This window comes from Aquisediminimonas profunda (assembly GCF_019443285.1).
In the GTDB taxonomy this organism is placed as follows: domain Bacteria; phylum Pseudomonadota; class Alphaproteobacteria; order Sphingomonadales; family Sphingomonadaceae; genus Aquisediminimonas; species Aquisediminimonas profunda.
Genome location: NZ_CP080327.1, coordinates 2,878,044 through 2,903,196, shown reverse-complemented (window position 1 = coordinate 2,903,196; position 25,153 = coordinate 2,878,044). Strand labels below are relative to the sequence as shown.

General features: G+C 56.7%; 25 protein-coding genes. 10 read left to right on the top strand and 15 right to left on the bottom strand.

The window, feature by feature from the left end:
- Nucleotides 1-10: 10 nt before the first annotated feature.
- Complete coding sequence (locus K0O24_RS14420; RefSeq protein ID WP_219893392.1) at nt 11-1,054, bottom strand: rod shape-determining protein; 1,044 nt, start codon at nt 1,052-1,054, stop codon at nt 11-13.
- A gap of 147 nt (nt 1,055-1,201) precedes the next feature.
- Here K0O24_RS14420 and mutL point away from each other — a divergent pair, with 147 nt between their 5' ends.
- A complete protein-coding gene (gene mutL / locus K0O24_RS14415; RefSeq protein WP_219893391.1) occupies nt 1,202-2,944 on the top strand; it encodes a DNA mismatch repair endonuclease MutL in 1,743 nt (580 codons plus the stop codon).
- A 92-nt stretch (nt 2,945-3,036) separates the two neighbouring features.
- Here mutL and K0O24_RS14410 read toward each other — a convergent pair whose 3' ends face one another.
- Nucleotides 3,037-3,687 carry a PEPxxWA-CTERM sorting domain-containing protein gene (locus tag K0O24_RS14410; RefSeq protein ID WP_219893390.1) on the bottom strand — a complete coding sequence of 217 codons (651 nt, stop codon included), beginning with the start codon at nt 3,685-3,687 and terminating at the stop codon, nt 3,037-3,039.
- A 320-nt stretch (nt 3,688-4,007) separates the two neighbouring features.
- Here K0O24_RS14410 and K0O24_RS14405 point away from each other — a divergent pair, with 320 nt between their 5' ends.
- Together K0O24_RS14405 and K0O24_RS14400 are read left to right on the top strand one after the other, a co-directional pair.
- On the top strand, nt 4,008-4,856 hold the full coding sequence (locus tag K0O24_RS14405; RefSeq protein ID WP_219893389.1) for a glycosyltransferase family 32 protein: 849 nt from the start codon (nt 4,008-4,010) through the stop codon (nt 4,854-4,856).
- A 311-nt stretch (nt 4,857-5,167) separates the two neighbouring features.
- Complete coding sequence (locus K0O24_RS14400) at nt 5,168-5,314, top strand: hypothetical protein (RefSeq protein WP_219893388.1); 147 nt, start codon at nt 5,168-5,170, stop codon at nt 5,312-5,314.
- A gap of 22 nt (nt 5,315-5,336) precedes the next feature.
- On the opposite strand, the gene K0O24_RS14395 is transcribed toward K0O24_RS14400, so the two are convergent.
- The 8 genes from K0O24_RS14395 to rpiB form a co-directional block, all read right to left on the bottom strand.
- Nucleotides 5,337-6,167 (bottom strand): alpha/beta fold hydrolase, encoded by an 831-nt coding sequence (locus K0O24_RS14395; protein ID WP_246611033.1) that lies wholly within the window; start codon nt 6,165-6,167, stop codon nt 5,337-5,339.
- A 13-nt stretch (nt 6,168-6,180) separates the two neighbouring features.
- The gene (locus K0O24_RS14390; RefSeq protein ID WP_246611032.1) at nt 6,181-7,893 is read right to left on the bottom strand and encodes an alpha/beta fold hydrolase; all 1,713 of its coding nucleotides are present in this window, start codon (nt 7,891-7,893) and stop codon (nt 6,181-6,183) included.
- Between the two features lie 147 nt (nt 7,894-8,040).
- Nucleotides 8,041-8,655: a 30S ribosomal protein S4 gene (gene rpsD, locus K0O24_RS14385; protein ID WP_219893387.1), complete on the bottom strand. Its 615-nt coding sequence runs from the start codon at nt 8,653-8,655 to the stop codon at nt 8,041-8,043.
- 176 nt (nt 8,656-8,831) lie between these two features.
- Entirely contained in the window at nt 8,832-9,119 is a 288-nt protein-coding gene (locus K0O24_RS14380; protein ID WP_219893386.1) for a hypothetical protein, read from the bottom strand.
- Between the two features lie 79 nt (nt 9,120-9,198).
- Nucleotides 9,199-9,927 carry an RNA methyltransferase gene (locus K0O24_RS14375; protein WP_219893385.1) on the bottom strand — a complete coding sequence of 243 codons (729 nt, stop codon included), beginning with the start codon at nt 9,925-9,927 and terminating at the stop codon, nt 9,199-9,201.
- Nucleotides 9,924-10,385 carry a transcriptional regulator NrdR gene (gene nrdR / locus K0O24_RS14370; protein WP_219893384.1) on the bottom strand — a complete coding sequence of 154 codons (462 nt, stop codon included), beginning with the start codon at nt 10,383-10,385 and terminating at the stop codon, nt 9,924-9,926. The genes K0O24_RS14375 and nrdR overlap by 4 nt, the downstream gene beginning before the upstream one ends.
- Before the next feature lie 3 nt (nt 10,386-10,388).
- Complete coding sequence (glyA, locus tag K0O24_RS14365; RefSeq protein WP_219893383.1) at nt 10,389-11,705, bottom strand: serine hydroxymethyltransferase; 1,317 nt, start codon at nt 11,703-11,705, stop codon at nt 10,389-10,391.
- Nucleotides 11,702-12,154: a ribose 5-phosphate isomerase B gene (gene rpiB, locus K0O24_RS14360; RefSeq protein WP_219893382.1), complete on the bottom strand. Its 453-nt coding sequence runs from the start codon at nt 12,152-12,154 to the stop codon at nt 11,702-11,704. Before rpiB ends, glyA begins: the two co-directional genes overlap by 4 nt.
- A gap of 128 nt (nt 12,155-12,282) precedes the next feature.
- On the opposite strand from rpiB, the gene K0O24_RS14355 reads away from it, so the two are divergent.
- Both K0O24_RS14355 and K0O24_RS14350 read left to right on the top strand, forming a co-directional pair.
- The gene (locus tag K0O24_RS14355; RefSeq protein ID WP_219893381.1) at nt 12,283-12,693 is read left to right on the top strand and encodes a PaaI family thioesterase; all 411 of its coding nucleotides are present in this window, start codon (nt 12,283-12,285) and stop codon (nt 12,691-12,693) included.
- The gene (locus K0O24_RS14350) at nt 12,690-13,307 is read left to right on the top strand and encodes a GNAT family N-acetyltransferase (RefSeq protein ID WP_219895664.1); all 618 of its coding nucleotides are present in this window, start codon (nt 12,690-12,692) and stop codon (nt 13,305-13,307) included. The genes K0O24_RS14355 and K0O24_RS14350 overlap by 4 nt, the downstream gene beginning before the upstream one ends.
- A gap of 353 nt (nt 13,308-13,660) precedes the next feature.
- On the opposite strand, the gene K0O24_RS14345 is transcribed toward K0O24_RS14350, so the two are convergent.
- From K0O24_RS14345 to murI, 4 genes are all read right to left on the bottom strand, one after another.
- Nucleotides 13,661-14,371 (bottom strand): NAD(P)H-dependent oxidoreductase, encoded by a 711-nt coding sequence (locus K0O24_RS14345; protein ID WP_219893380.1) that lies wholly within the window; start codon nt 14,369-14,371, stop codon nt 13,661-13,663.
- Nucleotides 14,372-14,405: 34 nt separating this feature from the next.
- A complete protein-coding gene (gene hemA, locus K0O24_RS14340; RefSeq protein WP_219895663.1) occupies nt 14,406-15,620 on the bottom strand; it encodes a 5-aminolevulinate synthase in 1,215 nt (404 codons plus the stop codon).
- A gap of 87 nt (nt 15,621-15,707) precedes the next feature.
- The gene (locus tag K0O24_RS14335; RefSeq protein WP_219893379.1) at nt 15,708-16,160 is read right to left on the bottom strand and encodes a PaaI family thioesterase; all 453 of its coding nucleotides are present in this window, start codon (nt 16,158-16,160) and stop codon (nt 15,708-15,710) included.
- A 10-nt stretch (nt 16,161-16,170) separates the two neighbouring features.
- Entirely contained in the window at nt 16,171-16,965 is a 795-nt protein-coding gene (gene murI / locus K0O24_RS14330) for a glutamate racemase (RefSeq protein ID WP_219893378.1), read from the bottom strand.
- Nucleotides 16,966-17,100: 135 nt separating this feature from the next.
- On the opposite strand from murI, the gene plsY reads away from it, so the two are divergent.
- The 3 genes from plsY to topA are packed head-to-tail and all read left to right on the top strand — an operon-like array spanning nt 17,101 to nt 21,379.
- Nucleotides 17,101-17,703, top strand: coding sequence for a glycerol-3-phosphate 1-O-acyltransferase PlsY (gene plsY / locus K0O24_RS14325; protein WP_219893377.1), 603 nt, complete (start codon nt 17,101-17,103; stop codon nt 17,701-17,703).
- Nucleotides 17,700-18,794, top strand: coding sequence for a DNA-processing protein DprA (dprA, locus tag K0O24_RS14320; protein WP_219893376.1), 1,095 nt, complete (start codon nt 17,700-17,702; stop codon nt 18,792-18,794). Before plsY ends, dprA begins: the two co-directional genes overlap by 4 nt.
- A 59-nt stretch (nt 18,795-18,853) precedes the next feature.
- A complete protein-coding gene (gene topA, locus K0O24_RS14315; RefSeq protein WP_219893375.1) occupies nt 18,854-21,379 on the top strand; it encodes a type I DNA topoisomerase in 2,526 nt (841 codons plus the stop codon).
- A 76-nt stretch (nt 21,380-21,455) separates the two neighbouring features.
- On the opposite strand, the gene K0O24_RS14310 is transcribed toward topA, so the two are convergent.
- Nucleotides 21,456-23,282 (bottom strand): DUF885 domain-containing protein, encoded by a 1,827-nt coding sequence (locus tag K0O24_RS14310; protein ID WP_219893374.1) that lies wholly within the window; start codon nt 23,280-23,282, stop codon nt 21,456-21,458.
- 63 nt (nt 23,283-23,345) lie between these two features.
- On the opposite strand from K0O24_RS14310, the gene K0O24_RS14305 reads away from it, so the two are divergent.
- A complete protein-coding gene (locus K0O24_RS14305; protein ID WP_219893373.1) occupies nt 23,346-24,074 on the top strand; it encodes an N-formylglutamate amidohydrolase in 729 nt (242 codons plus the stop codon).
- Nucleotide 24,075: 1 nt separating this feature from the next.
- Nucleotides 24,076-25,122 carry an AI-2E family transporter gene (locus tag K0O24_RS14300; RefSeq protein WP_219893372.1) on the top strand — a complete coding sequence of 349 codons (1,047 nt, stop codon included), beginning with the start codon at nt 24,076-24,078 and terminating at the stop codon, nt 25,120-25,122.
- Nucleotides 25,123-25,153 lie beyond the last annotated feature (31 nt).

The window sequence follows — 25,153 nt, the reverse complement described above, 5'->3', positions numbered from 1 at the left end:
GGCGATGCTCCTAGGCGGTCAGCAGCACGCCACGGAAGATCGGGTCTTCCAGTGCACGGCCCGTTCCTAGCGCAACGCAGGTCAGGGGATCGTCGGCAACGGTTACAGGCAAGCCCGTTTCGTCACGCAGAACTTCATCGATCCCTTCGAGAAGTGCGCCGCCACCAGTCAGAACAATGCCTTGATCGACGATATCTGCTGCAAGCTCGGGGGCCGTGTTCTCAAGCGCGATTCTGACGCCTTCCACGATTGTTCCAACCGGTTCGGCCAGGGCCTCGGCAATCTGGCCCTGGTTGATCGCGATTTCCTTCGGTACGCCGTTCACCAGGTCACGACCCTTGATGTGAATCGTTTTGCCGACGCCATCCGCTGGCGGCTTTGCAACGCCAACTTCCTGCTTGATCCGTTCAGCCGTAGCTTCACCGATCAGGAGGTTGTGATTGCGGCGGACATAAGACACGATCGCTTCGTCCATCTTGTCACCACCGACCCGCACGGATGTCGTGTAGGCAAGGCCACGCAATGACAAAACGGCAACTTCGGTCGTGCCTCCGCCAATGTCCACAACCATCGAACCGACAGGCTCGGTCACAGGCATGTCAGCACCTATTGCGGCTGCCATCGGTTCCAGAATCAAATGGACCTGGCTCGCCCCGGCATTTGACGCGGCGTCACGGATCGCGCGTTTTTCGACCGATGTTGAGCCTGATGGCACACAGATCACGATTTCAGGCCAGCTCGGGAAACGACGCTGGCCATGAACCTTGTGAATGAAGTGCTTGATCATTTGCTCGGCGACTTCAATATCGGCGATAACACCATCGCGAAGCGGACGAATGGCCTCGATCGATCCTGGCGTTTTGCCCATCATCAGTTTCGCATCGTCACCGACAGCCTTCACTCTCTTCACGCCGTTGATCGTTTCGATGGCAACGACCGAAGGTTCATTCAGGACAATGCCTCGTCCACGAAGGTAAACAATAGTGTTGGCGGTCCCCAAATCGATCGCCATGTCGTGGGACATCATCTTGAAGAAGCGAGAGAAAAACGACATTCTTGATACCCTGATCTGTTCGGGACGACGAAACGGCCCCGGCTGAAATTGCGCGGTGGACACGAGTAGCAATGCTTCGGGAAAAAATCTCCCCGATTCTACAACTGCCGCTCGCGGGATGAGGTCGCTTGGGCTAGAGCGTGCACCATGTCAATACGCCGCTTGCCTCCGCATCTCATCAATCGCATTGCCGCGGGTGAAGTGGTGGAAAGACCGGCTGCGGCGTTGAAGGAATTGATTGAAAACGCGATCGACGCCGGAGCCTCCCAAATTTCGATCTCTCTGGTGAGTGGCGGCGTTGATCGGATCGAAGTCGCAGATGACGGCTGCGGCATGTCGCCATCAGAACTGTCGCTGGCACTCGAACGGCATGCAACCTCAAAACTTCCTGATGAAGCGATCGAAGCAGTGACGACACTTGGCTTTCGCGGGGAGGCTTTGCCCTCAATTGCCAGCGTCGCGCGGCTAACGATCGAAAGCCGGGTGCGCGGTTTTGACGGCTGGCGAAGGACGATCGACAATGGTGAATTGATCGATGAAGGACCAGCCGCAATTCCTCCAGGAACGCGAGTTCGTGTCGAAGGCCTTTTCGGCAAGGTCCCGGCTCGTCGCAAATTCCTCAGGTCTCCGCGCTCGGAATATGCCGCTTGTGTCGATGTGGTCAAACGGCTGGCAATGGCCCGCCCCGATATCGGTTTCAGTCTTGATCACGACGGAAGGCGAGCGTTGCAGGCGCCGCCCGGAGAGACGGGCCCTGACCGTGTTTACGCACTTACCGATCGCGCATTGGCAAATGCGAGTGTCGGCCTGGATTTCGACCGCGAGGGTTTTCGTCTAACGGGTGTGGCTGGGCTCCCGACGTTCAACCGTGGCGTTGCCGATCACCAGTACCTCTTTGTCAATGGGCGTCCGGTCAAGGATCGCTTGCTCGCTGGGGCAGTTCGTGGCGCTTATGCCGACATGCTTGCACGCGATCGGCATGCCGTGGTCGCCCTCTTTCTCGACGTTCCAGCAACAGAGGTGGACGTCAATGTTCACCCTGCCAAAACCGAAGTGCGGTTTCGGGACCCGGCGTTCGTGCGCGGTCTAATTGTGGGAGGGCTCCGCCGCGCGCTCGATGAGGTTGGGCAGGGGAGAGCTCCGCTTGCTTCCGCGCTGGCATTGGAGCGCTGGAAACAGGAACCTACAGAGGTATCGCAATGGTCGCCGGATCAGGCGCATCCAAGGATGTGGGAACAGCGCCAAACCTTCGCGCCGCCGCCAATGGCGCGAGCCGAAACGGCGGACCAGCCCGCGCCGGATGCCCGAGCCTTTCCCATGGGGGTCGCGCGAGGACAAATTGCAAAAACCTACATCGTTGCAGAGGCCGAAGACGGTCTTGTACTGGTTGACCAGCACGCAGCCCATGAACGCCTGGTGCTTGAACGGATGCGCCGCGCGGTCGAATCCGGGGCAGCTGCGTCGCAGACCCTGCTCTTGCCTGAAGTGATCGAACTGGAAGAAGTAGCTTGTGACAGGCTCGAAGCTCGTATCCTCGATCTTGCCGCCTTCGGCCTTGAATTGGAGCGATTTGGTCCCTGTGCCATGCTTGTGAGGGCGACACCCGCCGTTCTTGGGGCAGGGGACACAAAAGGTCTGGTCATGGATCTTGCGGATGAGCTTGCTGCTCACGGGGAGGCGCATTCGTTGAAGGAGCGGATTGATGCAGTGGCTGGCACAATGGCGTGCCATGGCTCAGTGAGAGCGGGTCGCGTGCTCTCCGTTGACGAGATGAATGCGCTGCTGCGAGAAATGGAAGTCACCCCACATTCTGGCCAGTGCAATCATGGACGGCCAACTTGGGTGAAACTCGCCCATGGCGACATAGAGAAACTTTTCGGACGGAAATAACGGACAGACTCGTCCAGCCCACCAACCGAATCAAAAAAAAGCCCCGCCGAACTTCTCCGGCGGGGCCAAATTCTTAGTTCTAACGTTACCGATCAGGCAAACGATGCTGTTCGCGAAACGCGGCGACGCAGAGCGAAGCCAACGACGCCGAAGCCAAACAGGAGCATCGCCCATGTCGATGGCTCAGGAACCGGCGAATTCACCGTAACCTTCACGATGAAATCGTCATGGTTGTCGTCCTTCCGCGTGATCTGATCGTCATAACCAAGATAGAAGACGTTGGTCGAGAAGCCCGACGTTGCGCCACGCGACAGGAAGATGCCGAAGCCGTCATCGCCTACGGTGGCATTCGCTCCACCCACACCCGTCGTCGTGAAGTTCAAGAAGTTCTTGAGATCACCACCGGCGAAATAGGTGGTTCCGATAAGGATCGGAGCAGCAAAGTGATTTTCGAGCCAGCTTGTCTCGGTGTAGGTCAAGCCGGAAGCGGTCGAGAATGTATCGCTATACCCGCTTTCGCTGCCAAGAAACTCAAAGGTCAAGCTGACAGGGCCGTTCGCAATCAGCGAAGCACCCAGCGAAGAATAGAAATCGAACCCAAGTCCGCTCAACTGGCTTTGAAAATCATTGTTGGCTGGAACGGCTGTGGTTCCAGAAAAATTGACCGTCACGGTCGCAGCAGCTTGCGCTACTCCGGGAAGTGACATTGCCATGGCGGCCGCAGCCAAAAACATCTTTTTCATATGTTACCCCTGTACTCTGAAGGAAGGTAGTTTCGACTCGTCGTTGCGAGTGTGCGACCAAGCGACTCGGTGATAGCAGAAATTTACAGAAAATTAACTCCAAATGTGCGTCAAACCTTTACTTTTTGGGAGGTGCCCCATTTTTGGACAGTCTCAATTGATACTGTTAAAGTTTGACAGAAGTCTCTGGTCTTGGCGCCTTTGAATCATGCCCCAATTCGGGCTATCTGAGCCGATGCCACGATGAAATGGGTTATCCGGAGGCCGATTGCGACGATGCCAATTTGCCGAATTTTCTGCCTCAACTGGATCCCGCGGATATGAGCCGCGAAAAATGGGAGTTGATGGTCCCAATAATCAGTCCGTCACCCCGGATTTCAAGGATCATTCACCAGACCTATCCAACTGAAGTGCTTCCCAAATCCTTGGAAGATAATGTCGCGAGTTTGGTCGCGGCAAACCCCGGGTGGGTCCATCGGCTCTATGATGACAAGGCAATCGAACAATTCATCAAGGAAAATTACCCGGCTGAAATTCTTGCGGCCTACCTCCGAATCAGGCCCGAATATGGTGCTGCAAGGGCTGATCTTTTCCGCTACTTGGCCGTGTATGCCCTGGGTGGTGTCTACATCGACATCAAGAGCCGCTTTACGCGTTCCATCGATGAAGTCGTTGTTGGTGATGAGGGGCTCATCCTCTCCCAATGGCGCAATGCGATGGGCGAGCCTCATCAAGGCTTTGGGCTGCATCCGGAACTGGGTCACGTCCCAGGTGGCGAATTCCAGCAATGGCACATCATAGCGGCGGCCGGTCATCCATTTCTGCGCGCCGTCGTCGTGCATGTTCTTGCAAATATTGAACACTACTCGCCTTGGTCATTTGGCGTTGGCCGAAATGGAGTATTCCGTTTGACTGGTCCCATTGCCTACACGCTTGCCATCCAACCCTTGTTGGGAAGTGCCTCTGCAAAAATTGTGGCGAGCGAGGCAGACTTGTCGCTGGAATACAGCATTGTCGGGAATTACGTGCATCACGATGCGTTCAAACGCCACTATTCGCACTACGATACGTCGATCCTGACTCTGCCGCTTGCCTCGCGGGGATCAGCTTTGCTCTACACGGTCGCGAGACGCCTAAAGACCCGTATTGCGTCCACACTTCGCCGTTAACTTTTGAGGCAGCAACTGGCCCGAAGCGGGACATACAAAAACGCCACATTTACAGTTGTGTTTGCTGGTGTATCCGGAGCGAGCGACCCGGAGGGCACAGTGAATTTGTTCGCTTGGCCTCTTAACTTCGGCCCAGTGTATTTGTTCGGGCCTATTTCTTCTAGAAATGTCTGGTCGTACACATGTGGAATGGTTAACAGTCATGGTCTGGGGGCAACCAGAATATGACTTCGCGACAGCAGCGCGTCCTCACTATGGGCGCCTTTATTGCAATAATTTTTGCATTGCTCGGCTGGCAGACCGCGCGAAGGATGATGCTGCCTACGCCAGTCTCAACTTCGCAAAGCGAAGAGCAGCGTCTTCACGATCTCGCGCTTCGCGATCTCAAAGAGACACAAGACGAAGTTGCCAAGATGAAAGCCCATGGCATCGGAATGCATCCACAATCTGAAAAATAGCCAGCCTGGTCTGGCCGTCCGATCAAGCAGCTTGCCGCCTTTCGGTTGGCAACTCATCAAGGAAATCATTGATGAGTCTTATGCAAAGTTCAGCTTCGGCCATAAGAAAGAGATGCCCCCCTCCCTTGATGACCTCCAGACGAGAGTCGGGGATCAAGCTGTTCAGGAACTTGCCATTCACCAACGGCACGATCCTGTCATCATCGCCCATCATGATCAGGGTTTCAGGCCGAAGCAAAGGTAGCCAGGGTGCACTGGTCCATCCCATCATAGCTACGAGCTGATAGAAATAGCCCATTCTGGTCGGCGGCGTGATCCTCTCGGCATGGGCATCAGCCCCGCTATCGATTCCGCCATAAAGCGTCTTGAAATTCTTCAACATATAGTTCGGATCAAGATAGCGCTTCGGATTGATCATTTTCGTAAGCGCCGAGAAATTTCCGGGCACCATCACCATGCCGGCTGTAGTCGCCACAAGGATCAACTTGTTGACGCGTGATCCGAATTGCAGCGCGAACTGTTGGGCCAGACCTCCCCCCCAACTGATACCCATGACATCAACCTGACCATAACCGAATTGATCAAGCAGAATATCGGCGACGCGCGCCATCATCCAGGGCCGATAGGGGATTGCCGGTTCAGGTGAGCCCCCAACTCCGGGCATGTCGAACGTGATGAAATCGCGCTCCGGCATCTTTTCGGCAAGCGGCGAGACAAGCTCAATGTTTGCCCCAATGCCATTGAAGAACAGCAGCGGCGGCTTTTGCGATTTACCTGTCGACCAGCGCGCAACACGAACAGTGCGCCCTTCTATTGTTTCCATGGAAAATTCGGGCATAATGATTTTTGACATTGTCGATCCTGCCTTAGCCAAGTGCATATTCACCGGGGGCAGGCCCCAATGGCTTGTATGCCTTGCTGCCTAACGATTTGGGAGCAGCAACCTGCTTTCCCGACCGGTCCTGAAGCCATTTCATCCAGTATGGCCACCAGCTTCCAGCGACTTCCTCGGCACCTGCAAGCCATTTTTCGGGCGTGGGAGGCGGGGTTCCTCCAGCTCGGTAAAACTTTGCCTTGGGATTTCCCGGAGGATTGAGGATCGCTTGAATATGCCCGGAATGGGACAGGACGAATTCGATATTCTTTGAGCCGAACAATTGAGTGGAGCGATAACACGCTTTCCAGGGGGTGATATGATCAGTAACCCCGCCCATGATGAAGAAATCGCAATCAACCTTGGTCAGGTCAACAAAATGCCCCGCCAACTCTGAAGTGCCGGGATTGGCGAATGGCTGTTCCTCGTAAACCCTGAGATAGTCCGAGTGGAGCGCGGCCGTGAGGTTTGTCGAGTCGTTGTTCCAGAACAGGATGTCGAATGCAGGTGGATCTTCCCCGTGCAGATAATTGTTGATCACATAATTCCACACCAGATCATTGGGCCTAAGCCAAGCGAATGTTCGGGCGAGTGATGAACCTTCCAGAATTCCCTTCTTTGCCGAACGCTCACGAGCCAATTTGATGCCATGTTCGGACACGAGCGCGCCGGCCTCGCTGTCATTGCGTTGTGGATGAAGGACGCAAACCATCAGAGTTGCGGAGTTGATCCTTTCGTCGCCCATTGCTTTGAGACGCGATAGCAAGGTGGCTGTCGTAATGCCTCCGGAGCAGGCTCCTGCGACGTTCACTTTCTTCGCGCCTGTGACACTGGTCACAACATCAAGCGCGGTGATGATTGCATCGACATATTCAGCCAGCCCCCAATCGCGATGCTCTATTTGCGGGTTCCGCCAACTGATCAGGAAAGGCTGGATACCATGTGCCAGCTCGTAGCGGATAATGCTCTTTTCCGGCGTCAGGTCGTTGATGTAGGCCTTGTTGATCTGGGGAGGGACAATCAACAGCGGGAATTCATGAACAGCCTCGGTCGCCGGTGCATATTGAATCAGTTCCATTATTTCGGAACGATAGATCACCGCGCCTGGCGACGTTGCGATATTCTCGCCGATCTTGAAGGGTCTTGAATCAACCTGACTCACAATTCCGTCATTGTGGACCATGTCATTATAGGCATTCTTCAACCCTCGGAGCAGGGAAGTGCCGCCTGTTTCGACCGATTTCTTGATCGCTGAGGGGTTGCCCAGCAAAGTGTTGGTTGGGGCAAGCGAGTCCAGGATCATGCCGCTGACGAAATTGGCGCGCGCCCGTTCCAGCTCATCCAGCTCGAGATCGGCGATCCAGCGGTTTACGCCGCTCTGAGCCGCTAGATAATATTGCATTCCCATCCGATAAAAGGGATTCTTGGACCATGTGGGATCTGCGAACCTCTTGTCCTTTGGGTCGGGTGCAATCTCCGACTTGTTGGTCAGGATCTTGATAACGTCGTCCGTAAACAGGCGGGCATGTTTCAGCGTTGTCGAAGGTTTGGCGGCGGTTTCACGCAACATGACTGAGACAGCACCGAGCAAGTCCTCCCTAGCCAGCCCTACAATCGGATTGAGTGCGACGTTTGCGTCGCCATCCCCACCCAGATCAATGCCCTTGCGAGCCATGCACACTTTCTCCCCAATTTGGACGATCATTGATCGGCAGGGTGCATCCGTCAATTCCCGTGTGTCAATTTGTTGGGCGTTCACTTTCCGAATGTGGGGCCAGCCGGAACGGCATGGCTCACAAACAAAAAGGGGCGGCCCACAAGGGCCACCCCTTCGTGTCCTTCGGCGCCAAGATCAGCGCGAATAGAATTCGACGACCAGATTCGGTTCCATCTTCACCGGATAAGGCACTTCATCAAGCGTCGGAACGCGAACGAACGTAACCTTTGCGGCGCCGTCTGTCGCGATATAATCGGGAATGTCACGCTCAGCGAGGCTCTGCGCTTCGATAACGAGTGCCATTTCGACAGCCTTGCTGCCCAAGCTGATCTCATCGCCTACATTGACGCGGCGAGAAGCAATGTTGCACTTGACGCCATTGACCAGCACGTGGCCGTGGCTCACGAGCTGACGTGCTGCGAACACAGTCGGCGCGAACTTGGCACGATACACGACCGAGGCAAGACGGCGCTCAAGAAGGCCAATGAGGTTCTGCGACGTATCGCCCTTCATCCGGTCAGCGGTCTGGTAGCTCTGCTTGAATTGCTTTTCCGTGACATCGCCATAATAGCCCTTCAGCTTCTGCTTGGCCTTGAGCTGAAGGCCATAGTCGGAAACCTTGCCCTTGCGACGTTGGCCGTGCTGGCCGGGCCCGTATTCACGGCGGTTAACGGGAGACTTTGGGCGACCCCAGATGTTTTCGCCCAGACGGCGGTCGAGCTTATGCTTGGCGCTATGGCGCTTTGACATTTTCAATCCTTCAATTGCGTTATCAGTTTCATGTTCCGGAACCGCGCGACACGGGCTGGTACCCGGCCGGACACCTGCTTCACCGGAGTGCAGGGTCAATTGCGAAGTGCGCGCCTATGGCGAGTACACCGGTTCAAGTCAAGTTGGTTGGGCAGGGGACTGCAAGCAGGCGGGATCTAATTGGGGCTTTCAAAGCTGCGTTGAACTTGGGCGCGATTGACGAGCTGGCTGTCCTCGTGGCGCCGTTCGTCCCATTCGGCCGCAGTCATGCAGACACGCTTCTTGGCAAGCCTTGAGCCGGTTTCCAGGCTGGTTTCGCAGATCATCCGGTTCGGGTCACGCGTCTTTACGGCTTTTGCGGCACCTGTCGGCGTAGGGGCTGGTTCGTTTGTCGCCAAGGCGGGCTGCACTGCCAAAATGCATCCGGCGATGGCCAAAAGCCGACTAACAACCTCAACTTTCATCTGCTTGCCTTTCTTTTGCGAGATGATGGCGGAAAGACTTTTTGCTGTAAAGTGCGCCTCGGATTGCCGTCATTCTTGCCTACGGGTCAGTTTGAGCATCCGCTTGGCGCGCCAAAGTCCTCAGCACGCCGCGCATCGTGCGGACTTCCTGGGCGGTCCATTGCGGCTTTGTCAAAAGAGACCGAAGCGTGCGCCGTGCGACCCGGGCCCGCTCCTCCGGGAAAAAATAATGAGCCGCTTCAAGCATGGACTCGAGGTGCAGGATCAGCCCCTCAAGGTCCTCCTGCGGCGCAGGTGGATCGAGTCGGGACCTGGTCGGGATGGCCAGTGTCTCGCTTTTTGACAGTTCGTAAGCGACGATGATGACCGCTTGGGCCAAATTCAGACTTCCAAATTCCGCGTTTACCGGAACCGTGATGATACTCCGCGCAAGGGCTACATCATCGCTCGCCAAACCGGACCGTTCGGGTCCAAACAAGATCGCGCTGCGGCCCGCCGCTGAACGAATCTCGCCTGCTGCATCTTCTGGCGTCAGCACCGGCTTGGTAACACCGCGCTTGCGCACTGTAGTTGCAAAGACATGCGAACAGTCGAATGTTGCTTCCGCGACGCTTGCAAAGACTTTTGCCTGCTTGAGCACGATGTCGGCGCCCGAAGCTGCAGGCCCGGCATCCGGATTTGGCCATCCGTCACGCGGTGCCACAAGGCGCATTTCGGTCAATCCGAAATTGAGCATTGCCCGTGCAGCCTTGCCGATATTTTCGCCCAGTTGAGGACGGACCAGGACGATAACGGGTCCTTCGCTCACTTTCGCGCTGCTTCAGCGATACTCCCGGCAAAGCCTTCAAAGTCGCTCGCGTCCGTGAAATCCTTATATACCGACGCAAAGCGGATGTAGGCGACACTGTCGAGACCCTGCAGGGCGTCCATGACCATTTCGCCAATCCGCGTCGATGGAATTTCGCCTTCGCCCAAGGTTTCAAGCTGACGCTGGATTCCTGTTACAAGCTTTTCGATCCTCATTCCGTCGACTGGGCGCTTGCGGCAGGCAATCGCGATTGATCGTTCCAGTTTCTCGCGTTCGAAAGGCTCTCTTCGTCCTTCAGACTTGAGCACTGTCAGTTCGCGCAATTGGATGCGTTCGAACGTTGTAAAGCGTGCACCGCAGGCTTCGCACTGGCGTCGCCTTCGGATCGAGCTGTTGTCCTCGGTTGGACGGCTGTCCTTGACTTGCGTTTCCGCGTGGGAACAGAAGGGGCACCGCAACGCTTAAAACCCCGGATAGATCGGAAAACGCTCACACAGGGCACGGACGCGCTCGCGCACATTGGCCTCCACTTGGCCATCCCCTGTTTCGCCATTCTTGGCGAGGCCATCCAGCACGTCAGCGACCATGTTCCCGATTTCGCGGAACTCGACCGGGCCGAAGCCGCGCGTCGTGCCAGCAGGCGATCCGACCCGGATGCCGGACGTCTTGACCGGAGGTAGCGGATCGTTCGGAATGCCATTCTTGTTGCATGTAATTGCCGCCCGCTCGAGTGCAGCGTCCGCGTCCCGGCCTGTCACGCCAAGCGGTGAGAGGTCCACAAGGGCCAGATGTGTATCAGTGCCGCCGGATACCAGATTGCAACCTCGTTCCTGCAGGGTTGCGGCCAGCACCTTTGCATTTTCGATTACGGCTCGCGTGTAGCTCTTGAATTCCGGCCGTAGTGCTTCGCCAAAAGCCACTGCCTTTGCAGCGATCACGTGCATCAGCGGTCCGCCCTGAAGCCCAGGGAAAACTGCCGAGTTGATTTTCTTCGCTATGCCCTCGTCATTTGTCATGATCATGCCGCCGCGCGGGCCGCGCAACGTCTTGTGTGTCGTCGTCGTGACGACATGGGCATGGGCAAACGGGCTCGGGTGGCAACCCCCCGCAACCAGGCCGGCAAAGTGCGCCATATCCACCATGAAAATGGCGCCGACCTCGTCTGCAATTGCCCGGAAGCGAGCGAAATCGATTTGGCGCGGATAGGCAGAGCCGCCTGTTATGATCAGCTTGGGGCGGTGCTCCCTTGCCAGACGCTCGACCTGATCGAAGTCGATCAGGTGATCTTCAGCACGCACACCATATTGGACTGCGTTGTACCATTTTCCAGACAAGGCTGCCTTTGCGCCATGGGTCAAATGACCGCCTGCATCGAGGCTCAGGCCCATGATTGTGTCGCCAGGCATAGTCAGAGCCAGCATAACGGCACCGTTTGCTTGCGCACCGGAGTGCGGCTGGACATTGGCAAAGCCGCAATCAAACAACTGTTTTGCGCGCTCGATAGCAAGCACTTCAACTTCGTCTGACGGCTCGCAACCCTGATAATATCTCTTGCCAGGATAGCCTTCCGCATATTTGTTCGTGAATACCGATCCCTGCGCTTCAAGGACGGCCCTGGACACGATGTTTTCAGAAGCAATCAGCTCGATCTGGTGCTGTTCCCGTGCCAGCTCGTGGCGAACTCCGCTGAACACTGCGGGATCTGTCTCGGCAAGGCTGCGCGTAAAAAAGCCGTCGGGCTGGACATCGTTCAGGGCGGCGGACGGATTTGTGCTCATGCGGGTTCCTTGCTGAAAATCGGGTGGGTCAGTTTTTCGACGCGCGGACCATGTCGGCCGCCTGCAAATTCGGTTTCAAGAAAGGCGGCAATGCAAGCCTTGGCCATGTCAACGCCGATCAAGCGGGCGCCGAGGGCAATCACGTTGGCGTCGTTGTGTTCGCGCGCGAGAGACGCCGAAAGCGAGTCATCGACACGGGCGCAGCGACAGGCTGGATGCCGATTGACGGCGATGGAGATACCGATCCCGGATCCGCACAGCGCTACGCCACGCTCGGCCAAGCCTGAACCTACAGCTTGTGCAAGTTTATAGCCATAGTCTGGGTAATCGACGCGACCTTCATCGTACGGACCAAGATCATCAACGTCGTGACCAGACTCACGAAGCCAGTCAGCCAGTATGGCCTTCAGTTCGAGCGCAGCATGATCGGAAGCAATGGCGATACGCATCGTTGCGATCGAATCCTTTTATGAGCCGGTGAATCGAGTGCACTTTCTCTAGGGGATCGTCTCGGGCAATTCCACAAGCGATTGTGCGAACCATTGCCATTGTGGCCTTCGGCTGGCATCCATCGGGCATGATTAGCGCTGAACAATTCATGGCCCGGCAGGCGGGGTCTTTGCCGGATTTACTTGGCATCAAAGTCCTCGAGGCCAATCCTGACAAAATGGTGTTGGCGTTTGACGTTGCCCCCTCGCATCACGCGCCCAACGGCTTTCTGCACGCCGCTTCAGTCATCGCGCTTGCGGACACTGCGTGCGGTTATGGAACGGTTCTTAACTTGCCTGAAGGGGCGACCGGTTTTACGACAATTGAACTCAAGACCAATTTTTTTGCGACTGCCCTCTCTGGGAAGATCGTTACTACGGCGACTCCAGTGCATCGGGGGCGAACAACCCAAGTCTGGGATGCGGAGGTAGTTTCGCAAGAGTCGGGCAAGCGACTGGCCCTTTTTCGCTGCACGCAGTCGGTGCTTTGGCCAAGATGAACGAGCAGCCGACCTTCGAGGCCGCGATCCGGTCTGATCAGTCGGACGTGGTGCAGACGTTAGCCCTGGCATTTCAGGATGACCCCGCCTTGTCCTGGATCATGCCCGATCCCGAGCGGCGCAAGGCGCGCTTGCCGCGGCTGTTCGAAATCCTGTTCAATTCTGACTTTCCCAACGGCATGATTCTGAAATCCACACGATACGAAACATGTTCGCTTTGGCGTGCTCCCGGAAGGGCGGATACTGGTCTTTGGGAACTGGTCAGGAGCGCGGTTCCAATGCTGCAGGTTTTCGGCTCAGCTATTGGAAAGGGCATCGCCATCAGCAATGCGCTGGACGCCCATCATCCGAAAGGCTTCCCATTCTGGTATCTCCATTTTGTCGGCGTTCGCCCAGACTTTCAAGGCAAGGGCTGGGGTGGCTCCATTATTCGCGAAGGCCTCAAGCGCGCTGCAGGCGAAGGGCTTCCGGCGTATCTGGAAACAGCGACGCCACAGAATGTGCCGCTTTATCTCAGGCTTGGTTTCGAGATTGTCGAGGAATGGGACGTTCCAGATGGTGGACCGCATTTTTGGTCAATGTTGAGACCGGTTAGCGCGAATGGACCTGATTGAGCGCGTCAGGAGAGACAAAGGCCGGAAAGTAAGGGGCTTTCCGGCCTTCGCTCGCTCACCCGCCTTGCGACAGGTCTTCACGGTCTACGCCCATTCGCGCGAGGCCGTTCCCGCGAATTGGGCAAACCCGCACTGGTAAGCATTTCAGCGCGCACTGTCGGCCCAATTTGGGGGAGCAATTGGAATAACAGCTTCAGCTATACGCCTTTTGCCGTCAGCGCCCGAGGGTTGCTCCCCAGTGTGGCCAGCAACCGGTCAAACTCAAACGCGCGACCGGCTGCTGTCATATTGAATATGCACCGGAGGCGCCGATCGGATGCAGCCCAATCAAAAAACAGATTTATGTCGAAAGTCTATAACGCGTGCCGCCAAGGCACGAAATTATGATAGTCTTCCGAACGTGGCATTGGCAGTATCTGGGCGTTTTCGAGACAAAGCAGGCGGGCGCGGAAGTCAGCCAAAGCCTTGCTTCGGGCAACATCGTCCATTCTCCCTGGGCCATAGACAATGAATGGTTCGATCACTGAAAAGCCCACAAATCCAAGCGTGCCATGATTGATTGGATGAAGGATAGACATGGCCGAAGCGCCGTAGATGCCTTCTTCGGTGTATGCCCCGTTTGGGCCTCCCATTGTTACTGAGAGCATCGCGCGCTTGCCTGACATCCGGCCTCGGTCGAACCAGCGGCCACCGCCGTAAGCACGACCGACAGCGAAAACGCGGTCTAACCAGCCTTTGAGGATGGCTGGCGGGCCAAGCCACCAGATCGGGAATTGCAGAATTAGCACATCGCACCAAGCGAGCTTGTCCATTTCAGCCTGCAATGCGGGCGCAAAGCTGTCGTGCAGAGCCGCGTATTTTTCCTCGGCTTGTTGATCGAGCCGGGACGTATCAGCGGCATCCATGAAGTTACTGCGGTCCGAAACGGGATTAAAATTCATGGCATACAGGTCGGACACAAGCACATCATGCCCAGCATCTTTGAGACAGTGTTCTGCCTCGCGTGTCATGGCGCCATTAAAGCTAGTCGGTTCATGATGAGCGAGGACGATAAGGAAGCGCATGGCGTAACGTGCTTCGCGGGTATGACCTTATTGGTTACGCGGCTTTGCGTAATTCCAATCTGTCCCAGATTTCGGTGAGGGCTTTAGTGAGTTCGTCCATCATTTCCCGAGTGTGTGCCGGACCGGGCGTGAAGCGGAGGCGCTCCGTGCCCCTGGGGACAGTTGGATAGTTAATCGGCTGCACATAGACGCCATATTCGGCAAGAAGGATGTCCGAAATCCGTTTGGCTCTGACCGGATCTCCCACCATCAGCGGGACGATATGAGTTGTCGAATTCATCACCGGCAGGCCGGCATCAGCAAAACTCTGCTTCAGATAGGCTGCGGCGTGCTGTTGCGCATCACGCTCTTCGCTCGATGACTTCAGGTGGCGGACACTTGCCAGAACACCTGCGACAAGGACGGGCGAGAGGCTCGTCGTGAAGATAAAGCCCGGCGCGTAGGATCGAATGACATCGACAATCACCTGATCGGCCGCGATGTATCCGCCCATTACGCCGAACGCCTTGCCTAATGTGCCTTCGATGATCGTCAGCCTTGGCGCCGCAGCATCACGATCGGTGATGCCGCCGCCGCGAGGTCCATACATGCCGACCGCATGAACTTCATCGCAATAGGTCAGCGCGTTGTACTTGTCGGCAAGATCGCAAATGGCGTGGATCGGCGCTACATCACCATCCATCGAATAGACACTTTCAAACGCAATCAGCTTGGGGGCGTCCGAATCTTCCGCTGCCAACAATTCTTCCAGGTGCGCAAGGTCGTTGTGCCGCCATACGCGCTTCTCGCATCCCGAATTGCGAATGCCCGCAATCATTGACGCGTGGTTCAACTCATCCGAGAAAATGACACAGCCAGGCAAAATCTTGCCCAGTGTCGCCAAGGTGGCTTCATTGGAGATATAGCCTGAGGTGAAGAGTAGAGCTGCTTCCTTTTGATGCAGATCGGCAAGCTCCGCTTCAAGATCAACATGATAGTGCGTATTGCCGCCGATGTTCCGCGTACCGCCAGAGCCTGCCCCGACGTCATACAGAGCCTCTTCCATGGCCGCGATCACTTTGGGGTGCTGGCCCATGGCAAGATAGTCGTTCGAACACCAAACCGTGATCGGCTTTGGTCCGTTGTGGCCAGCAAAGCAGCGCGCGTTGGGAAAGGCTCCCTTGTTGCGCAGGATGTCAATGAAAACCCGGTAACGGCCCTCTTCGTGAAGGCGGTCAATCGCGGAATTGAATATCTTGCTGTAGTCCAAAGCTTCTTCCTTCGCTCCGTCGAGCGCGATCCGGTGTCGGCCCTTTAGAGTTTCAATTTGGTAAATTCCAGCGCGAACGATTCGCAACTAACTCCTTGTATCGACAAGTTTCGGTTTCTTGTCTGACCGGATGGGAATGGCGGAACTGGAGAGCTTTGCAATAAGTAATCCCTCGGAGTCTGTCAGGTCGGCTTCAAGAAAACAGGAAGATCGACCCATCTTCAGGCAGCGGCCTTCCGCATAGAGCGTGCCTGGCATGGCGGCTGAAAGGAAGCTCGTCTTGATCTCCATCGATGCAATGAAGCCGGGCTCACCCAGTGCGACGATTCCGGCAAAAGCTGACGCGTCATCAAGCAGCGCACCGACGATGCCACCCTGAACAGTCCCGCGCGGGTTGCAGAATCGCTCATCAATCTGAAATGACATGCGGACCCGACCAGCGGGCTGATCCACCTCGAGGACTTTCGTTCCGAACAGAATGCCAGTGGGCGTCATCTTCGCGTTGAAGCGTTCGAGGAGCTGCTGACTGTCGAGCGGCATAAGGTGTCTCCTATAGAATCTGGACTGCGCCCAAGCCAAAGGTGGCCAATGCCGGGCGAAGATCGGCGATGTCTGGCGTGTCGCTGGTAAATACTGCTGTGCCCTTGGGCATTGATGGCCAATCCTGACCCTGAGTCAGGAACGCCGTGCGGCGTGCTATCCCCTCTCCGCTATCGACGAGTGTGACCCCTGGCGGGCCGGCTACCGCAATTTCATCCGCCAAAAGCGGAAAGTGTGTGCAGGCAAGGACAAGCTGGTCGATACGATTCCCATCTGGCTGGCTATAGAGCCCTGCCAAGATCGCACGCATCTTTCCCGGATCAGGCACCTTGCCCCGCAATTTCGCTTCCGCGAGATCGACGAGTTCGGCCGAACCGAAGCGTATGACCCGGCAGTCGCTGGCAAACTCTGCCGACAGGCGGTCGACATAGGGTTGGCGAACAGTGGCTTCGGTGCCAAGCACACCGATGACTCGGGTTTTGCTGGCTATGGCTGCCGGTTTGATTGCCGGGACCGTCCCGACCACGGGCAAGTCAAGCGCAGCGCGCACATGGCTGAGCGCGATTGTCGAGGCGGTATTGCACGCGATGACGATAATTCGCGGCCCAAAGCGTTCCGCCAATCGACCAAGCAGGGCAGGGACTCGCGATGCGATCTCGGCTTCCGATTTTGTCCCATAGGGATAACCGGCATTGTCTGCAGCATAGACAAAGGCAGCACTGGGGAGCGCCTTACGCACATGGCCAAGAACCGACAATCCGCCCACGCCGGAATCAAACAGCAGGATCGGGCGGTCATCAGCCATGGGCTGCGCATAGCGGACGAATGACTGCAATCAAGGCGTATTTGTTCACTGAACACCGAGGAAGATTGGCACATTCCATCGCGCGCAAACTTCGTCTAACTAAAGGATCACGGTTGCAAGGCGGAAGGCGCGGGAATGGCGGACATTGTTTGGACTGTTGCGGCACTTCCGATAATTCTGGGCTATTTGCTTGGTTCCATCCCGTTCGGCCTTATCCTGACGCGGGTGACGGGTGCGGGCGATTTGCGGACGATCGGCTCTGGCAATATCGGCGCAACCAATGTCCTGCGGACAGGTCGCAAGGGACTGGCTGCGGCGACACTGCTTCTGGATATGGTAAAAGGTGCGGCGGCGGTCATGATCGGCCATCGCTTTGGGCCCGATTATGCGGTTGTGGCGGGGTGTGCGGCATTTCTTGGCCATGTCTATCCTGTCTGGCTGAAGTTTAGGGGCGGGAAAGGCGTTGCGACAATGCTTGGCGTGACGCTTGCGTTGAACTGGGGTATAGGTCTTGTCTTCGCGCTGGTGTGGCTCGCAGCCTTGGCGGCAACTCGAATCTCCTCCGTCGGCGGCATGTCGGCTGCGATCTCAGCACCAATAGTGGCATCAATGATCGGGCGACCGGGCCTTGGATACGCCCTGCTGGTGCTAGCCTTGATCGTGATCTGGAAGCACAGCGACAATATTGGCCGCTTGATCGAGGGCACTGAACCAAAGGTCGGCCGTTCAAAAAAATGACCGGCACAGGGCAGGACTTGCTGGATCGGCTGCGGCTTATCCGATCGGCCAATATTGGCCCTGTCACCTATTTCCAGTTGATCCGCCGATTCGGGTCTCCAGGTGCTGCACTTGCTGCGCTTCCGGAATTGGCCTCAAGAGGTGGTGGAAAGGCCCCGCGGCTTGCCGATATGTCAACCATTGTAGGCGAGGTTGAAACGGTTGAGAGGCTGGGTGCTAGATACCTGTTTCTTGGCCAAGGGCTTTACCCGCCGCTACTTGCAGAAATCGATTCCGCGCCACCTGCACTTATTGTCCGGGGCGATCTGGCCATTCTTGAACAGCCGGCGGTCGCCATTGTCGGTGCGCGAAATGCGTCAGCTGCAGCGATGCGCTTTGCTAGCAGGTTGGCTCAGGATCTTGCGGATGCAGGGGTTGCCGTCGTCTCCGGTCTCGCCCGTGGTATCGACACGTCTGCCCATCGGGGCGCTCTTGCTACTGGTGCAACAGTCGGTGTCATCGCGAGCGGCATTGATATTGCCTACCCGCCTGAAAATGCTGAGTTGCAGGAGAAGATCGCCGCTCAAGGCATCCTGATTGCAGAACAGCCTCCGGGGCGTGAGCCCCTCGCGCGGCATTTTCCGTCTCGTAACCGCATTATTGCAGGCATGTCGCAGGGAACAGTGGTTGTCGAAGCTGCCCCAAAATCCGGCTCGCTGATTACGGCGAGGCTGGCTAACGAGTGTGGACGCGAAGTGATGGCTGTCCCGGGTTCCCCCCTCGATCCACGTGCTCAGGGCTGCAATCTGCTGATCCGGGAGGGAGCAACCCTGATCCAGTCTGCATCAGACGTGTTGGAAATGATCCGACCCATTTACGGCAATCGCATGAAGTCAGCACAACCTCCTTTTCAGGCGGAACCCGAGAATTCGGAGCCAACCGATGAAGAACGCCAAGCCGTCTGGGACTTGTTGAGCCTGACGCCCGTTTCCGTAGATGAAATCATTCGCCAAGCTGCGATGCATCCGGCCGCAGTGCAACTCATCCTGCTTGAACTTGAAATTGCGGGGCGGCTTGAACGCCATGCGGGAGGGCGGGTTTCATGTGCTTGACACGGCGTTGGGCGGCACTCCACCCTCGCGCGTACACGTGAGGGGAAGATTACAGACCGATGAAGCTTGTTGTTGTTGAGTCGCCGGCCAAGGCAAAGACCATCGAAAAATACCTGGGACCGGGGCACCGGGTACTTGCGTCCTTCGGCCATGTTCGCGATCTTCCGCCAAAGGACGGTTCGGTCAATCCGGACGACGGCTTTGCAATGGTTTGGGACACCTATCCGGACAAGGCAAAGCAACTCAAGGCCATTGCAGATGAAGCCAAGGGTGCAGACACGCTGATCCTCGCCACTGACCCTGATCGTGAAGGCGAGGCAATCAGTTGGCATGTGCACGAGGTGCTGGCGAAGAAGAAGCTGCTTCCCGCCCATGTCGAGCGTGTCACCTTCAATGCGATTACCAAGCAGGCCGTGACCGAGGCCATGGCACGTCCGCGCGATCTCGATCATGACCTGATTGATGCCTATCGCGCACGCCGTGCGCTCGATTATCTCGTCGGCTTCACACTTTCGCCTGTCTTGTGGCGAAAATTGCCGGGGGCGAAGTCTGCAGGGCGCGTCCAATCCGTCGCGTTGAGGCTGGTTGTCGATCGGGAACGCGAAATTGAAATGTTTCGCGCGCAGGAATACTGGTCCGTCGTCGCCAATATGGAGCATGATGGCGTAAGCTTTGTAGCACGCCTCGTGCGACACAAGGGCCAAAAGATCGAGCGGCTGACCATTGGCAATGCCGGTGATGCGGCAGAGGCAAAGGCTGCAGTCGAGGCTGGCCGGTTTTCGGTCGTCTCCGTCGAAACCAAGCCACTGACACGCAATCCGCCGCCGCCCTTTACAACTTCGACGCTGCAACAGGAAGCTGCCCGCAAGCTGGGCTTTGCTGCAAGCCATACAATGCGGCTGGCGCAGGCGCTCTACGAGGATGGTGCAATAACCTATATGCGCACCGACGGTGTCCAGATGGATCATTCCGCCATCAGCGCGGCGCGCGGCGCCATCGCGAACCGTTATGATGCCTCCTACGTGCCCGACAAGCCGCGCCAATATCAGACAAAGGCCAAAAACGCACAGGAAGCGCATGAAGCGATCCGTCCCACTGATTTCGGCAAGGATCGCGCCGGAAGTGGCGATCATGCCCGCCTTTATGACCTGATCTTCAAACGGGCACTGGCAAGCCAGATGGCATCGGCCCGCCTAGAGAGGACGACGGTCGAGCTTACCGATGCGACAGGTCAGACGGGTTTGCGCGCGACCGGTCAGGTCGTGCTCTTTCCAGGCTATCTTGCGCTCTACGAAGAGGGCATCGACGATAGTGATGACGAGGATGCGAAGCGGTTGCCACGCATGGCTGAAGGAACTGCTCCTGCCAAGAAGTCGGTCGAGGCAGAGCAGCATTTCACTCAGCCACCGCCACGCTATTCCGAAGCCAGCCTTGTCAAGAAAATGGAAGAACTCGGGATTGGAAGGCCGTCCACCTATGCGTCGATTCTGCAGGTCCTGAAGGACCGCGACTATGTGCGGGTCGAAAAGAACCGCTTTATTCCGAACGAAAGCGGCAGGCTCCTGACGGCTTTCCTGGAACGGTTTTTCGAGCGCTATGTCGGATTTGACTACACTGCCGGGCTTGAGGAACAACTTGACGATATTTCGGGTGGACGTGCCGAATGGCAGGCTGTTCTTGAAGCCTTCTGGCTTGATTTCAAGCCGAAGACCGCGGAAGTCATGGAACAAAAGCCATCCGAGGTGACTGCCGCCCTCGATGAATTTCTTTCGCCTTATCTGTTTCCGCAGGAGGCGGATGGCGCCGATCCCAGACTATGCCCTTCGTGTGGCAATGGACGGCTTGCCTTGAGGGGAGGGCGGTTCGGGGCCTTTGTCGCCTGTTCCAGCTACCCCGAGTGCAAGTTTACCCGCAAGTTCGCGCAGCCCGGTGGAGCGGATGCTGCTGCCGACTCTGGGCCTGAAATCCTTGGTCAGCACCCTGAAACAGGGCAGGATATTTCGCGCAAATCCGGGCGTTTCGGCCCCTATGTTGAAATGGGTGACGGCAAGGAGGCCAAACGCGGCTCCATTCCAAAGGATATTCCTTCAGAAGAGTTCGGCCTGGACTGGGCGGTCAAGCTTCTCTCCCTTCCCCGCCTGCTTGGGGAGCACCCTGAAACCGGCAAGCCCATTACAGCCAGCATTGGTCGCTATGGGCCCTATCTGGCGCACGACGGAAAATATGCCCGGCTACAATCAACGCGGGATGTCTTCGAAACAGGTATGAATGCAGCCGTCGTCAAGCTTGCGGAAGCCGCCAACGGCGGCGGACGGGCGCGGGGCGGTTCGCGAGAACCCCTGAAACTGCTTGGCAAGCACCCGCGTACAGATTTGGAAATCAAGTTGATGGAAGGGCGGTACGGCGCTTACGTGACGGATGGCACGACCAATGCAACTTTGCCCAAAACCCTCGCCCAAGACGCACTGACGCTCGAGGAAGCGGCTCAGTTGCTCGACGAACGGGCAGCCAAGGGGCCAACAAAGAAGAAGGGCAAGGCCGCGCCCAAAAAGAAGGCTCCGACCAAGAAGACGGCAAAGAAGTGAAGCGTTCGATCCTCGACTTGCGCCGAGCCGGATAGCCCCCTCTTTGGGGGGCATCCACACGCAAGGACGATGACTTTCAGCCTAAATCAAGCCGCGCTTCCACGAGGTCGAGCGGCATGGCGCCGCCACCCAAAACACCAGCATGAAAATCCCGAATATCAAAGCGTTTGCCAGCCTTTTCCTTCATGCGCTCGCGCATCGACAGGATCCGCAATTGGCCAAGCTTGTAACCCAGAGCCTGACCCGGCCAGGCCATGTAACGTTCGATTTCTGCCGTTACGCGGCTGCTAGCGACGCCTGTGGCGTCGAGCATCCAAGCGATAGCTGCCTCTCGAGTCCAGCGTTTGTGATGCAGGCCAGTGTCTACAACCAGACGCACCGCGCGGAACAGCTCGTCCTGAAGCCTGCCCAGATCGCCGAGCGGATCGTCTTGATAGGCTCCGAGCTCTGCCATGAGTCGTTCGGCATAGAGTGCCCAACCTTCCGCATAGGCATTGAAGCTCGCAATTTTCACGAGCGTTGGAACCTCGCCCAGCGCCGCTGCTATCGAGCCCTGTGTATGATGCCCCGGAACGCCTTCATGGTAACTGAGTGTTGGGAGGCGCAGCTTGGCAACCGCAGCCATGTCTCGCAGGTTGATCCAGTAAGTTCCGGGCCGTGTGCCATCTAGCGAAGGTCCATCATAGTAGCCGCCTGGGGCTGAGGCCTGGGTTGCAATCGGCACTCTCTTGACGAGCAGGGCCTGCCGAGGGATCATTTCGGTCGGCAGGAGTTCGGCATAACGGGCTTCCGCATCCCTCACCCTTGACCGGACATAGTTCAAAAGGTCCTCACGGCCGGCATCGCTGTCTGCAAACTGGTTGGTCGGGTCCTTGGCAAGCGCCAGCATTCGCGCGCCGATGCTTCCCTGCGTCATGCCGCGTTTTGCAAGCATCGCGTTCATGTCAGCCGATATCCGGGCCACTTCATCAAGGCCGATCTGATGGATTTCATCCGGGGAAAGGGCGGTGTCCCCAAGCGTTCGGACGTTGGCCGCATAAAAGGTCGGACCATCCGGCAGGGCCCAGACGCCGGCATCCGTCCTGGCATTGCGGAGCATTCCAAGAAGTTCCGAGCGAAGCTTGTTCAGCGCAGGGCGTACCTGCCTTTGAAGCATGGTGACAGCGCGGCGCACGGCCAAATCTCGCATCCGGAAGGATAGACCGGCAGCTTCAGTCCGCGTTTTCAAGGCCATGATGATCGGTTGGCGTGATGGTTTTCCGAGCAGGATAGAATCGAGAATAGGGATCGTCTTTGTGATGAGAGCCTGTGGCGGCGCACAACCATAAGCTGCGTCAGAGCGCATTTTCTCGATGACACCGTCGATCCCGGTTGCAAATGCGTCAAGTTTGGCAATCCATGCGTCAACGGCCTTGGCGCTTGCGAGGGACTGCTGTTCCATCATCCAGTTCAAGCCATCGACATGGGGTCCCGTCAGTTGGGAAACCACATAAGGAACATGACCGGAGAAATTGAATGGATTGATCTTGCCATAGGGGATGGCTGCGCTTCGCGTTCCGTTTTCAAGAATTGCACTGATGAGCGGAAGGTGCCGGCCCAATTCACTGTCGGACGTGACACGGATTCTGGCCAGCAGATCACGCGCTGACTGAATCGCTGCCCGCGAAGCTGCTTCGCCTGCAGGGGAATAATCATCAAAAGTGCGTGCCAACGGGCCACCATCCAGTGCTCCGGGCGTGCCGTTGTAAACGGCCGATTCCGGAAAACGCGCCAAAAGACTTTCGGTTATTGTTTCAAGGGGACCCACCGTTGGTGGGGGCAATTTTCGCGGTCTCGCCAATGCAGGGCTGGCTGCCGTGAAAGCCAGGGCTGCCAAAGTCTGTCGACGATCAATTTCAAACATTTGCGACTCTCTCCATGCTAGACCATTGGTGACATTCTGAGCGAAGCCGGGCAACAGCAGATTATGAGTGAAGCATGGACCTTTATTGCCGGGAATGAGGCGCAGAAAATCCTCCTCATTGCCGATCATGCCTCGAACCATGTGCCTTTGGACATTGACCTTGGCATAGACCCGGTGTTGCTTGATACACACATCGCACTCGATATCGGGGTAGCGGGAATGGCCGCAGCTTTATGCCAACGGCTCAATATTCCGGGGATTCTCGGCGGTGTTTCGAGGCTGGTTGTGGATCTCAATCGGGAAATTGACGCACCGCACATCATTCCAACGGCAAGCGACGGTCATGCGCTGCCTGGCAACGCAATTTCCCATCAGGAACGCGTCGCAAGGATCGCCCGCTTCTGGCAGCCCTATCACGACGAGATCGCACGTGTCATTTTGCGGATGCAGCCGCTCCTTCTGGTTTCGCTCCATAGTTTCACGCCACGGCTTGCCACGCAGCCTGAAGAAGATCGGCCTTGGGAAGTGGGAATACTTTACAACAATGATGACCGGGCTGCCCGCATTGCAATTCCTGCTCTTGAAGGCTGTGGCGTGATCGTTGGCGATCAGCTTCCCTATTCCGGCAAGATTCTCAACGCGACAATGAACACGCACGGAGAGGGCAACGGAATTGCCTATCTCGGACTTGAAATGAGGCAAGATCTGATCGCTGATGCTGAAGGGATTGCCCACTGGCTGGACGTCATTGCTGCTGTCGTGCAAAGCTGTGCAAACCGCGTCGAGGATTAACATGCAAGGCATTGAACATCGGACCTATCTGGCATTCGTGGTCATCATCACGATTGCCTTCGGTTGGGTAGTTTCGCCTTACTTGGGTCCGATTCTATGGGCCGTGGTGGCCGCAATCGTCTTTGAACCACTCAATCGCCGCTTGTCCAATTTTATGCCGCGCTGGCCCAATTTGTCGGCCTTTGTCACGCTCTTGATCATCATCCTTCTGATTATCATCCCTGCGATCTTGATCGGCATGTCGCTCCTTGACGAACTGATTGGGCTGTACGGGCGGATTCAGTCGAAGGAACTCGACGTCGCGAAGATGATTGCTGATGTTCAGAACAGCTTGCCAAGAGGCGTCTCCCGGACACTTCAACGCATCGGCCTGTCTGATATCGAGCAGGCAAGCCGCCGCTTCTCGGACGGAATAGCAAATGTGATCCGCACGGTTGCGACAGGTGCGGTCAACATCGGCCAAAGCGCGCTGGGGTTTGTGGTTGGTATTGGCATCATGCTTTATGTGTCCTTTTTCCTGCTGCGTGACGGCCAGGATCTCGCGGACCAAATTCTCAGAAAATTGCCCCTTGTCGACGACCACAAGACCGCGTTGGCCGAAAAATTCACGACAGTTATCCGCGCCACGATCAAAGGAAGCATCGTGGTTGCAATCATGCAGGGACTGATTGGCGGGCTGATCTTTTGGGCTCTCGGCGTACACGCGCCCTTGCTTGGCGGTGTTCTCATGGGGTTTTTCTCGCTCTTGCCGGCGATTGGCACAGGACTGGTGTGGGTCCCGGTTGCGCTCTACCTGCTGATTACAGGATCAATCTGGCAAGGCCTTGTGCTGGTTTTCTGCGGCTTTTTCGTCATCGGTATGGTCGACAATCTTTTGCGGCCAATCCTTGTCGGCAAGGATACCCGGATGCCCGATTATATCGTCCTGATTTCGACGCTTGGCGGCATTAGCATCCTTGGCTTCAACGGTTTTATCCTTGGGCCGGTCGTAGCTGCGCTGTTCATGGCAGCCTGGGAAAATTTCGGAGCATTCCGAAACAGAGAATAGTTGCGTGCGCTCAATTTGAGGTGCTGGGACC

Bases quoted from the DNA above. Each gene is read 5' to 3' on its own strand.
- K0O24_RS14420 (WP_219893392.1), bottom strand. From the start codon at position 1,054: ATGTCGTTTTTCTCTCGCTTCTTCAAGATGATGTCCCACGACATGGCG.
- mutL (WP_219893391.1), top strand. From the start codon at position 1,202: ATGTCAATACGCCGCTTGCCTCCGCATCTCATCAATCGCATTGCCGCG.
- K0O24_RS14410 (WP_219893390.1), bottom strand. From the start codon at position 3,687: ATGAAAAAGATGTTTTTGGCTGCGGCCGCCATGGCAATGTCACTTCCC.
- K0O24_RS14405 (WP_219893389.1), top strand. From the start codon at position 4,008: ATGAGCCGCGAAAAATGGGAGTTGATGGTCCCAATAATCAGTCCGTCA.
- K0O24_RS14400 (WP_219893388.1), top strand. From the start codon at position 5,168: ATGATGCTGCCTACGCCAGTCTCAACTTCGCAAAGCGAAGAGCAGCGT.
- K0O24_RS14395 (WP_246611033.1), bottom strand. From the start codon at position 6,167: ATGTCAAAAATCATTATGCCCGAATTTTCCATGGAAACAATAGAAGGG.
- K0O24_RS14390 (WP_246611032.1), bottom strand. From the start codon at position 7,893: ATGATCGTCCAAATTGGGGAGAAAGTGTGCATGGCTCGCAAGGGCATT.
- rpsD (WP_219893387.1), bottom strand. From the start codon at position 8,655: ATGTCAAAGCGCCATAGCGCCAAGCATAAGCTCGACCGCCGTCTGGGC.
- K0O24_RS14380 (WP_219893386.1), bottom strand. From the start codon at position 9,119: ATGAAAGTTGAGGTTGTTAGTCGGCTTTTGGCCATCGCCGGATGCATT.
- glyA (WP_219893383.1), bottom strand. From the start codon at position 11,705: ATGAGCACAAATCCGTCCGCCGCCCTGAACGATGTCCAGCCCGACGGC.
- rpiB (WP_219893382.1), bottom strand. From the start codon at position 12,154: ATGCGTATCGCCATTGCTTCCGATCATGCTGCGCTCGAACTGAAGGCC.
- K0O24_RS14355 (WP_219893381.1), top strand. From the start codon at position 12,283: ATGATTAGCGCTGAACAATTCATGGCCCGGCAGGCGGGGTCTTTGCCG.
- K0O24_RS14350 (WP_219895664.1), top strand. From the start codon at position 12,690: ATGAACGAGCAGCCGACCTTCGAGGCCGCGATCCGGTCTGATCAGTCG.
- K0O24_RS14345 (WP_219893380.1), bottom strand. From the start codon at position 14,371: ATGCGCTTCCTTATCGTCCTCGCTCATCATGAACCGACTAGCTTTAAT.
- K0O24_RS14335 (WP_219893379.1), bottom strand. From the start codon at position 16,160: ATGCCGCTCGACAGTCAGCAGCTCCTCGAACGCTTCAACGCGAAGATG.
- murI (WP_219893378.1), bottom strand. From the start codon at position 16,965: ATGGCTGATGACCGCCCGATCCTGCTGTTTGATTCCGGCGTGGGCGGA.
- plsY (WP_219893377.1), top strand. From the start codon at position 17,101: ATGGCGGACATTGTTTGGACTGTTGCGGCACTTCCGATAATTCTGGGC.
- dprA (WP_219893376.1), top strand. From the start codon at position 17,700: ATGACCGGCACAGGGCAGGACTTGCTGGATCGGCTGCGGCTTATCCGA.
- topA (WP_219893375.1), top strand. From the start codon at position 18,854: ATGAAGCTTGTTGTTGTTGAGTCGCCGGCCAAGGCAAAGACCATCGAA.
- K0O24_RS14310 (WP_219893374.1), bottom strand. From the start codon at position 23,282: ATGTTTGAAATTGATCGTCGACAGACTTTGGCAGCCCTGGCTTTCACG.
- K0O24_RS14305 (WP_219893373.1), top strand. From the start codon at position 23,346: ATGAGTGAAGCATGGACCTTTATTGCCGGGAATGAGGCGCAGAAAATC.
- K0O24_RS14300 (WP_219893372.1), top strand. From the start codon at position 24,076: ATGCAAGGCATTGAACATCGGACCTATCTGGCATTCGTGGTCATCATC.